10 protein-coding genes are annotated in these 13,608 nt (G+C 66.7%); 9 read left to right on the top strand and 1 reads right to left on the bottom strand.

The window, feature by feature from the left end; translation table 11 throughout:
- The first annotated feature begins 80 nt into the window (after positions 1-80).
- The 9 genes from QX041_RS09265 (at position 81) to QX041_RS09305 (ending at position 11,800) form a co-directional block, all read left to right on the top strand.
- A complete protein-coding gene (locus QX041_RS09265) occupies positions 81-1,007 on the top strand; it encodes a sugar ABC transporter permease (RefSeq protein ID WP_315753025.1) in 927 nt (308 codons plus the stop codon).
- A gap of 12 nt (positions 1,008-1,019) precedes the next feature.
- The gene (locus tag QX041_RS09270) at positions 1,020-1,877 is read left to right on the top strand and encodes a carbohydrate ABC transporter permease (RefSeq protein WP_315718345.1); all 858 of its coding nucleotides are present in this window, start codon (positions 1,020-1,022) and stop codon (positions 1,875-1,877) included.
- 6 nt (positions 1,878-1,883) lie between these two features.
- Positions 1,884-2,987 (top strand): ABC transporter ATP-binding protein, encoded by a 1,104-nt coding sequence (locus QX041_RS09275; RefSeq protein ID WP_316165091.1) that lies wholly within the window; start codon positions 1,884-1,886, stop codon positions 2,985-2,987.
- A 15-nt stretch (positions 2,988-3,002) separates the two neighbouring features.
- Positions 3,003-4,112, top strand: coding sequence for an ABC transporter ATP-binding protein (locus QX041_RS09280; RefSeq protein WP_315718400.1), 1,110 nt, complete (start codon positions 3,003-3,005; stop codon positions 4,110-4,112).
- A 2-nt stretch (positions 4,113-4,114) separates the two neighbouring features.
- Positions 4,115-5,695 carry an FGGY-family carbohydrate kinase gene (locus tag QX041_RS09285; RefSeq protein ID WP_316165092.1) on the top strand — a complete coding sequence of 527 codons (1,581 nt, stop codon included), beginning with the start codon at positions 4,115-4,117 and terminating at the stop codon, positions 5,693-5,695.
- Positions 5,688-6,728 (top strand): 2-hydroxyacid dehydrogenase, encoded by a 1,041-nt coding sequence (locus tag QX041_RS09290; RefSeq protein WP_315718348.1) that lies wholly within the window; start codon positions 5,688-5,690, stop codon positions 6,726-6,728. The genes QX041_RS09285 and QX041_RS09290 overlap by 8 nt, the downstream gene beginning before the upstream one ends.
- An 18-nt stretch (positions 6,729-6,746) precedes the next feature.
- The gene (locus QX041_RS09295) at positions 6,747-7,493 is read left to right on the top strand and encodes a class II aldolase/adducin family protein (protein ID WP_315827284.1); all 747 of its coding nucleotides are present in this window, start codon (positions 6,747-6,749) and stop codon (positions 7,491-7,493) included.
- Positions 7,490-8,998, top strand: a complete 1,509-nt coding sequence (locus QX041_RS09300; protein WP_315827283.1) for a glycerol-3-phosphate dehydrogenase — start codon at positions 7,490-7,492, stop codon at positions 8,996-8,998. The genes QX041_RS09295 and QX041_RS09300 overlap by 4 nt, the downstream gene beginning before the upstream one ends.
- A 213-nt stretch (positions 8,999-9,211) precedes the next feature.
- Positions 9,212-11,800, top strand: a complete 2,589-nt coding sequence (locus tag QX041_RS09305) for an ATP-binding protein (protein WP_316165094.1) — start codon at positions 9,212-9,214, stop codon at positions 11,798-11,800.
- 1,075 nt (positions 11,801-12,875) lie between these two features.
- Here the strand turns inward: QX041_RS09305 and QX041_RS09310 are convergent.
- Positions 12,876-13,541 (bottom strand): XRE family transcriptional regulator, encoded by a 666-nt coding sequence (locus QX041_RS09310; RefSeq protein WP_315827281.1) that lies wholly within the window; start codon positions 13,539-13,541, stop codon positions 12,876-12,878.
- Between the last annotated feature and the right edge of the window lie 67 nt (positions 13,542-13,608).

Below are 13,608 nucleotides of genomic sequence, written 5' to 3' on the forward strand. Positions count from 1 at the left end.
CCTGCCGGCCCGGACGCTCCCCACAGCGTCCGGGTCGGCCCGCCCCATCCCGCGCTGATGTGATCACGCCTGTCATGAGCATGGCCCAACTTGTCGAGACCAAGGCGACGCCGCGCCGCACGAAACGCTGGCGCGGCCGGCTGCTGCCGTATTTGCTGAGCCTGCCGGCGCTGCTGGTCTGCATCGCCATCCTGGTGCCGTTCGTGACCGCTGCGGTCTATTCATTGCAGCGCTACCGGCTCAATCTGCCGTATCTGCGCGGCTTCATCGGCATCGACAACTATATCGACTTCCTGTCCGATCCGGCGTTCTGGAACACGCTGCGCATCTCGCTGGTCTATACCGCGGTGACCGTCATCGCCGAGCTGCTGCTCGGCCTTGGCATCGCGCTGCTGCTGCGACGTCCCACGCGCTTCCACAACGCCGTCTCGATCATGCTGCTGCTGCCGCTGATGACGGCGCCGGCGATCGCCGCGCTGATGTGGAAGCTGATGACCAATCCGAGCTTCGGCATCCTGTCCTATCTGGTCGGGCTGCTCGGCGTGCACGACTTCAAATGGGCATCCGATCCGTCGACCGCGCTGTTCACCGTCGTCCTGGTCGACGTCTGGGTCTACACGCCCTTCATCATGATCCTGCTCCTGGCTGGCCTGCGCTCGCTGCCGCGGCAGCCGTTCGAGGCGGCGGCGCTCGACGGCGTGCCGGCGAGCTTCGTCTTCTTCCGCATCACCCTGCCGATGCTCGCGCCCTACATCATCACCGCCTCGCTGTTCCGGCTGCTCGATTCGATCCAGCAGTTCGACATCGTCTATGCGATGACGCAAGGCGGCCCCGGCGACCGGCTGATGGTATTCCAGGTCCAGGCCTATCTCGAGTTCTTCCAGTACACCAATGTCGGACGCTCGGCGGCGCTGCTGATGATCCTGTGGCTGATCACCAACATCCTGTCCAACATCTTCATCAAGAACTGGCTGCGGCTGCGCGCACGCGCCCACGGTCACGCCTGAGGGAGAGACATCATGGATCACTCCAGTCTGGCAGGGCGCATCTTCCGCGGCATCGCGCTGGCGTTGGTGCTTCTGTTCTTCATGTTTCCGATCGTCTGGATCCTCCTGATGTCGTTCCAGACCAATGAGCAGATCCTGCGCATCCCGCCGCGCATCCTGTTCGAGCCGACGTTCGCCAATTACGAGGCGCTGATCTCGGGCCAGCTCAAGACCGCCGCCGGCAATCTGCAGCTCACCTTCATGCGCAACCTGATGAACAGCTTCGTGCTGTCGAGCGCGTCGGTGATCCTGGCGCTGCTGCTCGGCGTCCCCGCGGCCTATGCGTTCGCGCGCTTCAAGTTCCGGCTCGGCGAGACCATCGCCTTCACGCTGCTGTCGTTCCGCTTCGCGCCGCCGCTCCTGGTGCTGCTGCCGCTGTCGCTGTACTACCAGCAGCTTGGCCTCAACGACACCTATTTTGGCATCGTCTGGGTCTACCAACTGATCGCGCTGCCGCTGATCCTGTGGATCGTGCGCGGCTATTTCGAGGACATCAGTCCCGACATCGAGCACGCCTACCGGCTCGCGGGGCATTCCTGGCGCGAGGCGTTCACCCGCATTGCCGTGCCGCTGGCCGGGCCCGGCATCGCCGCGGCGGGCCTGCTGTCCTTCATCTTCTGCTGGAACAACTTCGTCTTTGCGCTGATCCTGGCCTCGGCCGACAAGCAGCCGGTAACGGTCGGCGCATTGGCCTTCGTGACGGCGTCCGGTATCCAATACGGCCAGATCGCCGCCGCGATCGTGCTGTCGGTCACCCCGACATTGCTGCTCGCGCTCTATGCGCAGCGCTATCTGGTCGAAGGTCTCTCGCTCGGTGCAGTGAAGGGTTGAGGATACATGGCGCGTCTCGAACTCCAATCGGTCGACAAGAGCTTCGGCGCCGCAAGCTGCGCCAAGGGCGTGTCGCTGACGGTCGAGCCCGGCGAGATCGTCGCGGTGTTCGGCCCGTCCGGCAGCGGCAAGACCGTGCTGCTGCGGATGATTGCCGGCATGTTCGAGCCTGACGGCGGCGACATCCTGGTCGGCGGCCGCTCGATCGTCGACGCGCCGCCGGAGCAGCGCGGCATCGGCATGGCGTTCCAGAATTTTGCCCTGTTTCCGCACATGAGCGCGCGCGACAACATCGCCAGCGGGCTGCGCGCGACGGGGGCGGCCGACATTGCGGCCAAGGTTGCGGCAATGAGCCGGCTGTTGAAGATCGAGCACGTGCTCGGCCACAAGCCTCGTGAACTGTCCAACGGCCAGAAGCAGCGCACCGCGCTGGCGCGCGCGCTGATCGGCAATCCCGGGGTGCTGTTGCTCGACGATCCCTTGCGCAACGTCGATGCCAAGCTGCGCTATGAGATGCGGTTGGAGCTGCCGAGCCTGCTGCGCAGGAGCTCTGCGGCGGTGCTTTACGTGACGCAGGACTATCGTGAGGCGATGGCGATCGCCGATCGCATTGCCGTGCTGATCAATGGCCGCCTGGTGCAGGTGGCGCGTCCGGAGGAGATCTATGCGCGGCCGGCGTCGGTCGCCGTGGCCCGGCTGTTCGGCGATCCCAGCATCAATCTTTCCGAGGTCACGCCGGTGGCGGAGCAGGGGCGGCTGACCGCATCTGTTGCCGGGACGCTGATCCGGCTCGATGCGGACGGCGTGCCGTCCAATATGCGTGAGCGTTGCTGGCTTGGCGTCCGGCCCGACGATGTCGTGGTGACGCGTGATGGCGGCGAGGGTGTGATCCCGGCGCGGATCGTCGCGGTCACGCCGATCCACGAGCGCGCCGTGGTGCTGCTGCGCTTCGCCGACGGATCGGAGTGGCTGGCGGCGCAGGCGCCCGAGCCGCTGGAGGCGCATGCCGACGAGGACGTGTTCGTACGGTTCGCGCCGGAAGCGGCGCTGCTGTTCGACCACGCCACGGGCGAGCGCATCGGCCTGGCGCCGCGGCGGCAGGCGGCGTGAGGATCGGGGATGGGCATGCTCGAAATCCGCAACGTCGACAAGGTCTATCACAGCCGGGGCAAGCCGCCGGTTCATGCCGTGCGCGCGCTCGATATGGAGGTGAAGGCCGGCGAGATCGTCGCGCTGCTCGGCTCTTCCGGCTGCGGCAAGACCTCGACGCTGCGCATGATCGCCGGCTTCGAGAGCGTGAGTTCGGGGTCGATCGCGCTGGCGCAGCGGACGATCCATGATCTGGCGCCGGCGAAGCGCAAGGTGGCGATGGCGTTCGAAGGCTATTCGTTGTACCCGCCGCTCACGGTGCGTGAGAACATTGCGTTCGCGCTGAAGGCGCGGCAATTGTCGCGCGCCGAGATTGCGCAACGCGTTGTCAGCATTGCCCGCCTGGTGGAGATAGAGGACATTCTCGATCATCATCCCCACGCGCTTTCCGGCGGACAGCAGCAGCGGGTGTCGCTGGCCCGAGCGCTGGTGCGTGATGCCGACCTCTATCTGCTCGACGAGCCGATGGGTCAACTGGAGCCGCAGCTGCGTGCCGTGCTGCGCGGCCGCATCAAGGGTCTGCTCGCCGAGCGCGGCATGACGGCGATCTTCGTCACCCATGACCAGACCGAGGCGAGCGCACTTGCCGATCGCATCGCCGTCATGGAAGACGGCGTGCTTCAGCAGTTCGCCAGCGAGCGGGAGCTGAAGAACCGCCCGGCCAATCTGTTCGTCGCGAGCTTCATTGGCGAGCCGCCGATGAACCTGATGGAGGCTGTGGTGACGCAGGAGGAAGGCGGGTTCCGCCTGTCTGTGGGCTCCGATGTTGCCTTTCACATTCCCGGGCAGACGTTGGACGCGGCGGGACAGCAGACGCTGGTGCGGGCCGATCGGATCAAGGTCGGCATCCGGCCGCAGCGGATCGCGATCGGCAGCGGCGAGGCGAGGCTGCGCGTGGTCTCCAACCAGTGGCTCGGCGATCAGTCGCATATTGCGGGCGAGTGCGCCGGTCATCTGCTGGTTGGCGTGACATCCAGCAAGGTCGCGGCGCGACCGGGCGACGTCGTGCCCTGCGCGCTGGAGTCACGCCATCTCCATATTTTCGGCGCCGACGGCGTTTGCGTCCGCCACGCGGAGGCGCGCTGAACATGACCTCGGCTGCGATCCGCGACGTGATCATCGGTATCGACGCCGGGACCTCGGTGATCAAGGCGGTGGCGTTTGCGCGGGATGGACGCCAGCTCGGGGATTTCGCGATTCCCAACAGCTACGCGACGTTGCCGGGCGGCCGCGTCGAGCAGGACATGGCGCGGACCTGGACCGACACCGTCGCGGCCTTGCGCGGCCTGGGCGGCACGCTGCCGGATCTGTCCCGTCGCGTCGCCGCGATCGCCGTGACCGGGCAGGGCGACGGCACCTGGCTGATCGATGCGGACGGCCATCCCGTCGCGCCCGCGCTGCTGTGGCTCGACTCGCGCGCGGCAGGGTTCGTCGAAGCCTTCCGCGGCGGCGAGCGCAATGCCGCGCACTATCAGCGCACCGGATCGGGGCTCAACGCTTGCCAGCAGGGGGCGCAACTGGCCTGGCTGCAGGCGCATGACGCAGAGATGCTGGGACGCGCGGGTACGGCGTTCCATTGCAAGGACTGGCTCTACTTCAAGCTGACCGGTGAGCGGGCCACGGACCCGTCCGAGGCGACGTTCTCCTGCGGCGACTTTCGCAAGCGCGGCTTCGACGGCGAGGCGGCGCGTCTCATCGGCATCGCTGGTTCCGCGCGCCTGTTTCCAGATGTCGTCGATGGTGTCACGACGACGCATGGCTTGACCGCGGCGGCCGCGGCGGAGACGGGCTTGCCCGAGGGCGTGCCGGTGTCGCTCGGCTATGTCGACGTGATCTGCAATGCGCTCGGTGGTGGGCTATATGATCCCACACCCGACGTCGGCTGCACGATCATCGGCTCGACCGGCATGCACATGCGGCTGGCGAACAGCGCCGACGCGGTCAAGCTGAATGCCGAGGCGACCGGCTATACGATGCCGTTCCCGGTGCCGGACCACTATGCCCAGATGCAGTCGACCATGGCTGCGACCTTGAACATCGACTGGTTGCTCGATGTCGCGCGAGGCGTGCTCGCCATGGAAGGCATCGCCCGGTCGCGCAATGATCTGATCCGGCGGCTGGACGAGCGCGTGCTCGCGGCGAAGGCGGGCGAGCTGCTCTATCATCCCTTCATCTCGGATGCTGGCGAGCGCGGACCATTCGTGTCCCACGAGGCGTCTGCGCAACTGGTCGGCCTGCGCACCCGTCACGGCTACTGGGATCTGATGCGCGCCGTGATGGAGGGACTGGCCTTCGCCGCACGCGACTGCTACGCGGCGATGGGACCGCTGCCGACGGAAATTCGCCTGACCGGAGGCGCGGCACGCAGCCGCGCGCTCGGCGCGATTCTTGGCGCGGCACTCGGCAGCACGATTCGAGTCTGCCGTCGCGAGGAAGCCGGCGCGTCGGGGGCGGCGATGATCGCCACGGTCGCGACCGGGCTCTACCCGGACATGATGATCTGCGCGGAGGAATGGGTGAGACCGTATCTGGATGAGCCGCAGGCGCCGGATGCGGCGCTGGCGGAGCGCTATGCGCAGCTGTTTCCGGCCTATGTCGAGGCCCGCCTCGCGGCGCGGCCGGTGTGGAAGCAGCTTGCGGCCCAGCGTGCAGGAGCCAATCATGTCTAGCTCCATCGCCATCATCGGCGACCGCTTCATGCTGCCCTCGGTGTTCGCCGAGCGCATCACCGCCATCTGCGGCGACGGCGTCGACATCCGCATGCTCGAACAGCCCTGGCCGGACGAGCCGATGGAGCATGGCTATGCCGGCTCCAAGCTCGATGGTCTCAAGGAGTTCATGGGCGATCCGGATGAGCTCGCCGAATTCATCGGCGAAGCGCCGCTGCTGGTGACGCATCTCGCGCCGATCTCGCGCGCGATGCTGCAGCGGCTGCCAAGGCTCAAGTTCATCGCGGTGTCGCGCGGCGGTCCGGTCAATGTCGACATGCAGGCGGCGCGCGATCATGGCGTGCTGGTCGTCAACACGCCCGGACGAAATGCCAGCGCGGTGGCGGAGTTCACCATCGGCGCGATGCTCGCGGAGACCCGTCTGATCAGGAGCGGTCACGAGTCGATGCGGGGCGGGGAGTGGCGCGGCGATCTTTATCGCGCCGACAGGACCGGACGCGAGCTCGGGGAGATGACCGTCGGCATCGTCGGCTATGGCGCGATCGGCACGCGCGTCGTGAAGCTGCTCAAGGCGTTCGGCTGCAGGATCCTTGTGACCGACCCTTACGTCCAGCTCAGCGCACAGGACCGCAACGACGGTGTCGAGCACGTCGCGCTTGCCGATCTTCTGGCGCGCGCCGACGTCATCAGCCTGCATGCCCGCGTGACGCCGGAGACCACCGGCTTCATCGATCGCGAGGCGCTGGCGAAGATCAAGCCGGGGGCGATCCTGATCAACACCGCGCGCGGTCCGCTGGTCGACTACAAGGCGCTGTTCGAGGTGCTCAGCTCGGGACGGTTGGCCGGCGCGATGCTCGACACCTTTGCGGTCGAGCCGGTGCCGCCGGACTGGCCGCTGTTGCAGCTCCCGAATGTCACGCTGACGCCGCACATCGCCGGCGCATCCGTGCGCACCGTCACCTTTGCCGCCGACCAGGCGGCCGAAGAGGTTCGCCGCTATCTGGCCGGCGAGCCGCCGCTCAATCCCTGCTGACGACGAAAGGTTTTCGACATGAATCGCGAGGAACGGCTGATCCGCGAGAACATCATCGCCAAATGCCGATGGATGAATGCGTCGGGGCTGAACCAGGGCACTTCGGGCAACATTTCCGCCCGCTACAAGGACCGCATGCTGATCACGCCCTCGGCGACGCCCTATGACTCGATGAAGCCGGAGATGATCGCCTCGATGCCGCTCGAGGGTGAATACGGTTCCTGGGAGGGGCCGTTGAAGCCCTCGACGGAATGGCGCTTTCATCTCGACATCATGCGCGGCCGTCCGGATGTCGGCGGCGTCGTTCACACGCATTCCACCTATGCCACCGTGCTCGCCATCGCGCGCAAGCCGATCCCGGCCTGCCACTACATGATGGCGGCGTTCGGCGGCACCGACATCCGCTGCGCCGGCTATGCGCGGTTCGGCACGGCCGAATTGTCCGAGCTTGCGCTGGAGGCGCTGGAAGGCCGCAACGGCTGCCTGCTGGCCAATCACGGCATGATCGCGGTCGGCGCCAATCTCGACAAGGCGATGTGGCTTGCGGTCGAGCTCGAGACCATCGCGAAGCAGTACTACCTGTCGCTCGCCCTCGGCCAGCCGCACATACTGGGTGACGCCGAGATCGCCGAGACAGCGCAGGGCTTTTCGACCTATGGTCTGCAGGAGCCGAAGGCGAAAGCGGCAAAGCCGGCCAAGGCTGCGACGAAGGCGCGTGCCGCTGCGCGCAGCAAGCCAGAGAAGAAGCGCAGCAGCAAGCGATGAATGCGACGGTCTCACGCAGCGGAACCGATCACGGTCTGTTGGACCTCGCCGTGATCGGCGGCGGCATCAATGGCGCTGGTATCGCCCGAGATGCCGCCGGCCGCGGCCTGAAGGTGCTGCTGTGCGAGAAGGACGATTTTGCGCAAGGCACCTCGTCGCGATCGGGCAAGCTGATCCATGGCGGCTTGCGCTATCTGGAGTACTACGAATTCCGCCTGGTGCGCGAAGCGCTGATCGAGCGCGAGGTGCTGTTGGCCTCGGCGCCTCACATCATCTGGCCGATGCGCTTCGTGCTGCCGCACTCGCCGGAGCAGCGTCCCGCCTGGCTGGTGCGCACAGGGCTGTTCCTCTACGACCATCTCGGCGGCCGCAAGCAGCTGCCGGCGAGCCGCAACGTCGATCTCGCGCACGAGCCGGAGGGCGCGCCGCTGCGCCCCGAGTTCCGGCGCGGCTTCGAATATTCGGACTGCTGGGTCGACGATGCCCGGCTGGTGATCCTCAATCTCGTCGATGCCGCGCAAAAGGGAGCCATCATCCTGCCGCGCACCCGCGCCGTGAGTGCACGGCGTGAGGGCGATGCCTGGCGTCTGGAGATGCGCTCCGAAGACGGCGAGGTTCAGATCGTCCGAACGAAGGCGCTGGTGAATGCCGCTGGTCCCTGGGTGCAGGACGTGGTGCAGGGTGTCGCCGGGCTCAACTCCGCGCACAATGTGCGGCTCGTGAAGGGCAGCCATCTCGTGGTGCCAAAATTCTGGAGCGGATCGCAGGCCTATCTGCTGCAGAACACCGACCGCCGCGTGATCTTCGTCAATCCCTATGAAACCGATCTGGCGCTGATCGGGACCACCGACATCGTGCATGACGGCCGCGCAGACGACGTCGCTGTCGATGGTGCCGAGATCGACTATCTGCTCGCCGTGCTCAAGCGCTATTTCCGGGCCGCGCCGGGCAAGGGGGATATCATTCACGCCTTCTCCGGGGTGCGGCCGCTCTACGATGACAACGCCGACAATCCGTCGGCGGTGACGCGCGACTACGTGTTCGAGATGCATGGTGCGCCCGGACAGCCGCCGTTGCTGTCGATCTTCGGCGGCAAGATCACGACGTTTCGCCGGCTCGCCGAGCAGGCAATGGAACGTCTCGCGCCGTGGTTTCCGCAGATGGCGCCGGCATGGACGGCGGGCGCGCGTCTTCCGGGCGGCGATTTCGGCGTGCCGTTCGATCAGTTCCTCGCCGATCTCGCAGGCGCCTATCCGGGATTGCCGCGCGATGTAGTGGCGCACTATGCGCGGCTCTACGGCACCCGTGCGCGCGATCTGCTCGGAGCGTCCCGCAACGTCGGCGATCTCGGCCGCCATTTCGGTGCCTCGTTCTATGAGCGCGAGCTCGTTTTCCTGCGCGAGCAGGAGTGGGCCGTCACGGCCGCCGACGTCCTCGACCGGCGCACCAAGCATGGCCTGCATCTGAGCCGCGCCGAGCGCGAGGCGTTCGAGCACCAGCTTTGATCGCGTCTTGACGCCTCGAGCCCCTCCGCGACCGCCGCAGCACTTGGCGGGTGCCGATGACACGCCCCGGCAAACCGTGCTATCGAGCGCCCGCGATATGGATCGCGACGCGCCCGGAGACGCGGAATTCGGCACAATCCGGACCTTCGCCGATGCCCCCTGCGCCGATCGATTCACAATCAAACCGCCCGACGACCTCCTGAATTCGACGCCATGCCGGACCAGATCAAAGCGAGAGCCGACCATCGGCGCGGTCCGCGGCAGGAAGGCATCGTCGACGCCTGGACGAGGTTCGCGTCCGGCTCCTGGATGGACCGGCGCTGGACTCCGTGGATCATCGTGCTGAGTGGCCTCGTGCTGGCGCTGCTGTGTGATGCCTTCGTGGCCCACATGCTTTCCGTCAACTATCGGGAGACCTATCGGACCACCGAGGCCGCCAACGGAGATCTCGCCCGTGCGCTCGAAGAATACATGTTGCGCAACATCCAGGGCGTCGACGTGCTCTTGAACACGACGATCGACAGTCTCAAGCAGGACCCATCGCTGCTCACCGCCGGCAATCCGGCCCTGATCGACGAGTTGAAGCGCAGGGTGGTGCCGTACCCCGCCGCGGGCGGCATCGTCGTGCTGGATGCGGACGGCAATCTGCTCGGCGACAGCGCCGGCAACGGAGTTCCCGGCCGTGAGAACAATTTCGCCGATCGGGCCTATTACAAGGTCCAGCGCGATGACCCCGACCGCGGTCTCTTCATCGACGTGCCGGTGGCCTCGCGCGTGGACAGGGGTCGGTTCATCGCGGTCAGCCGCGCCTTGATGATGCCGGACGGACGATTTGCCGGCGTGATCGTCGTGGCGGTGGACTACGAGAATCTGCGGCAGTTCTTCCTGTCGCTGAACGTGGGGCAGCGCGGAACGGTGACGCTCTATCGCGACGACGGCACGATCCTGCTGCGCTCGCCGCATGCCGACGATTTCGCCGGCCGCAACGTCGGGTCCAATCGCCTGTTTAGCCTCTATCTCCCGCAGGCGCCTCACGGCAGCTTCGAGGGCAGCGGCATGACGGACGGGACGTCGCGGAGCATCAGCTATCGGCGCGTCGCCGGCCTGCCGCTGGTGGTGACCGTGGCGCGCGACCCGGTCGAGTATCTGGCCGGCTGGAAGAACAATGCGCTGTACTACAGCGCCATCGCCGCCGGCCTCAATCTGCTGATCGCCGGATTCGGCCTCGTCCTGGCGCGGCAATGGCGGCTGCGCGCGGCCTCCGAGCAGGCGCTGCGCGACAGTTTCGAGCAGCATCTGCTGGTCACGGAGAACGTGCCCGCGCTGATCGTCCAGGTCGGCGCCGATGGTGACATCCGCTATGCCAACCGCGTCGCGCGCGAATGGTATGCGCAGCCGTCCAGCGGGGTCGGTCGCAGCCGGCGGATCGACGACTACATCGACCCCGCGCGGCGAGACGAGGTGAGGCCGAAGATCGAGGCCGCGCTGGCCGGCCGAACCGCGGGCGGTGAGGAGAAGATCGCGTTTCCCGACGGCCGTGAACGCTGGTGCGAGACCATTCGCGTGCCGGATCGCAGCCAGGATGGCACGGTGCGCGGCTATTTCGTGCTGTCGGTCGACATCACCGAGCGCAAGCGCATCGAGGACGAACTGCGTCAGGCGCAGAAGATGGAGGCCATCGGCCAGTTGGCGGGAGGCATCGCGCACGACTCCAACAACATGCTGGCGGCGACGCTCGGCAATCTCGATCTGCTGCTCGACGCGCTCACGCCCGGCGAAAGCTCCCGTCGCAGCATGGTCGAGCGGGCGATCGAGGCGGCGGAGCGGGTCGCCGATCTCAACCGCCGGCTGCTCGCCTTCGCCCGCAAGCAGGCGCTGCAGCCGCAGGTCACCGACGTGAACCAGCTCGTCAACGGCATGACGACCATCCTGCAGCGGACGCTCGGCGAGAACATCGAGATCGAATTGGCGCAGGACCCGATGCTGTGGCACTGCCTGATCGATCCGACGCAATTGCAGAACGCGCTGCTCAATTTGGCGCTCAATGCGCGGGACGCGATGGACGGCGGCGGGCGCCTGACGATCGCGACGACGAATGCCGTGCTCGACCAGCCGCTCGACGACGGCGACGAGCGCATCATGCCCGGCGACTACGTGACGATCGCGGTGTCGGACCTGGGGGCCGGCATGCCGCCCGAGATCGCGCGCCGCGCCTTCGAGCCGTTTTTCACCACCAAGGAATTCGGCAAGGGCAGCGGCCTCGGCCTCAGCATGGTCTATGGCTTTGCGCGGCAATCGGGCGGCACGGTGCTGATCGACAGCCGGGTGGCGGAAGGCACCTGCGTCACGCTGTATCTGCCGAGCGCGGGGCCGGGCGCCACGGGCCGCGCGCGCGCCGGCGCGGCGCGGCTGGCGCGGCCGCAGACCGGCGAGCGGATCCTGGTGGTCGAGGACAATCCGCTGGTCGGCGCGATGGCATCGACCATGCTGACGTCGATGGGCTACAGCCCGGTCGTCGTCACCCATGCGGCAGCCGCGATCGCCGCGCTGGACCGGCCGGACCCGTTCGCGCTGCTGCTGACCGACATTCTGCTGCCGGATGCCATGACCGGCATCGACCTGGCGCGCGAGGTGCGCCGCCGATGGCCGGAGCTGCCGATCGTCTTCATGTCCGGCTTCGCCGACCCCTCGCTGGTGCCGGAAGATTTCCGCGCGACGAGCAGGCTGCTCGCCAAGCCGTTCCGGCTCGGCCAATTGTCGGAGGCGATCGTCTCGGCCCTGGCCGGCAGGAAGGCGACGTGAGCCCTCAGCGATCATGCGGTGAGCGATCCCGTGTTCGCCCCGATCGACAGCGCCGTCCGGGCAAGTCCTTTCCGCCTCGCGGCGCGCAGGGCGCCCGAGCTGTGCCGGTCGTTTCGCCCTCTCGACGACGAGGGCGCGGGGAATGCCGGGTGCTGGCCGCACCCATGGCCCGCCTGCGAACAAGAATGCAGGCGGCAGGAACCACAGGTTCAGCCGAGCCATCCCGGCATTCCCCGCGCGATGGTTTTCCGGCTTATACGTCCTCTCCCCGGGGACCGGCTGTCTTGCCCCCGTCACCCGCGCAACGCGAAAGCATTGTCGCGAGCTTGGCCTCAGCATCGGGAGGCCAGGACCCTACGATTTCGCCGGCGCAACGGCTTCGTTCGTCCGCATGACCTTCGTCATGCTGCGAACCGCTGCGCCCACCGCATCCCACCCCGCGTGCCGTGACGATCGCGATACGCCCCTCGTGCCGGGGCGGGACGGCTGCACTCAATCATGATTTCTGAAAATGAGAAAGCGGAATATTTTCGCCGGACGGACTGGACAGGTGTGATGTGCTTGAGGCGTCTCGTGAAATGAGAATCTCCGCGCATCGACCTTGGCCCATGATTGGGGGCCCAGGGCGTGGGGAGGCAAGGGCCGAGTCGCCCGTCGGGTCGGGACTTGGGCTTGAGACAGTCGTCCATCGGATGATTGCAGCGCTTCGGAGGTCGAGTCCGTCGGTATATCGAGAGACGAGACGGGCGCGTTCTACGTGCGGGTCGATGTCGAGCCGGGCGCTGACAAGGCGCGCATCAGTCGCTTGTGGAAAGAGATCGGCGCACCGGTTGTGGTGCGAACGGTTTCTGGCAGGCTCGTGAGCCACTCGCGATCGTTTGGACCCAATGACAGGTCCCGCGAACGAGCCGGTGCCGACCGGCTTAGTAGCTGTGGTCTTTCGCACCTCCGCTGCTCGGTGGGAGTGGAGAAGCATCAGCCGTCTGTCGTGAGCTTGCGGAAGTCGCTCTGCTGCTGAGGGCACTTTCAGTTGTGGGCCCCAGCGAGTGCGCTGGGTTACGCCGGAGGCTTCACCTCACTCCACCGCATCCTTCTTCGCAATCCGGTGCAGCTGCTCGAACAGATCGGCCTGCTCACTGGTGCAGAGACACACGCCCTGCGCGGAGTCGGCATCGCCGGCGTTGAGGTAGGCGTGGCCCATGGTGCTGTCGAGATACATGCCGTCGCCTTCGTGCAGGATCTCCGGCGCGTAGAACTCGGTGTGGACGGCGATGGTGCCGCGGGTGACCAGGAAGTATTCCTCGCCGCTGTGGCGGAGCAGGGGGCCGAACTCGTCGAGCGTGCGGGCGCGCACCTCGGCGATCATCGGCACCATGCGCTTTCCGATCAGGTCGGTGCATTGATAGGTGTAGGTGTAGAACCTGGTGTTGACGATCTGGCCCTGGCCGGCGCGGCTGACGCTGCGGCGGGCGGTCACCGGGCGACCCGCCTCGGGGCGCGGCGTCGTCGGGCTGAATAGCTCGGCGATGTCCATCTGCAGGCCCGAGGTGAGCTGCAGCAGCTTGTCATAGGTCAGCGACATCAGGCCGTTCTCGACCTTGGACAAGGTCGACAGCGCCATGCCGGTCTTTTCGGCGACCTGCTTCAGGGTCAGGCCGCGCGCCTGCCGGGCCGCCTTCAGGCACTGGCCGAGCTGGGAGTGGGGGCCTTCGGTCGACGCGCTGATGGCGGTGTCTGTCAAAGCGATCTCCGGAAAATCCATTAGCGGATCAGGCGTGTCGAGAGCCGAGCAGCCCGGACAATCTCGG

It is taken from the genome of Bradyrhizobium sp. SZCCHNRI2009 (genome assembly GCF_032485115.1).
Lineage (GTDB): Bacteria > Pseudomonadota > Alphaproteobacteria > Rhizobiales > Xanthobacteraceae > Bradyrhizobium.

Bases quoted from the DNA above. Each gene is read 5' to 3' on its own strand.
- QX041_RS09285 (WP_316165092.1), top strand. From the start codon at position 4,115: ATGACCTCGGCTGCGATCCGCGACGTGATCATCGGTATCGACGCCGGG.
- QX041_RS09265 (WP_315753025.1), top strand. From the start codon at position 81: ATGGCCCAACTTGTCGAGACCAAGGCGACGCCGCGCCGCACGAAACGC.
- QX041_RS09270 (WP_315718345.1), top strand. From the start codon at position 1,020: ATGGATCACTCCAGTCTGGCAGGGCGCATCTTCCGCGGCATCGCGCTG.
- QX041_RS09295 (WP_315827284.1), top strand. From the start codon at position 6,747: ATGAATCGCGAGGAACGGCTGATCCGCGAGAACATCATCGCCAAATGC.
- QX041_RS09290 (WP_315718348.1), top strand. From the start codon at position 5,688: ATGTCTAGCTCCATCGCCATCATCGGCGACCGCTTCATGCTGCCCTCG.
- QX041_RS09280 (WP_315718400.1), top strand. From the start codon at position 3,003: ATGCTCGAAATCCGCAACGTCGACAAGGTCTATCACAGCCGGGGCAAG.
- QX041_RS09305 (WP_316165094.1), top strand. From the start codon at position 9,212: ATGCCGGACCAGATCAAAGCGAGAGCCGACCATCGGCGCGGTCCGCGG.
- QX041_RS09275 (WP_316165091.1), top strand. From the start codon at position 1,884: ATGGCGCGTCTCGAACTCCAATCGGTCGACAAGAGCTTCGGCGCCGCA.
- QX041_RS09300 (WP_315827283.1), top strand. From the start codon at position 7,490: ATGAATGCGACGGTCTCACGCAGCGGAACCGATCACGGTCTGTTGGAC.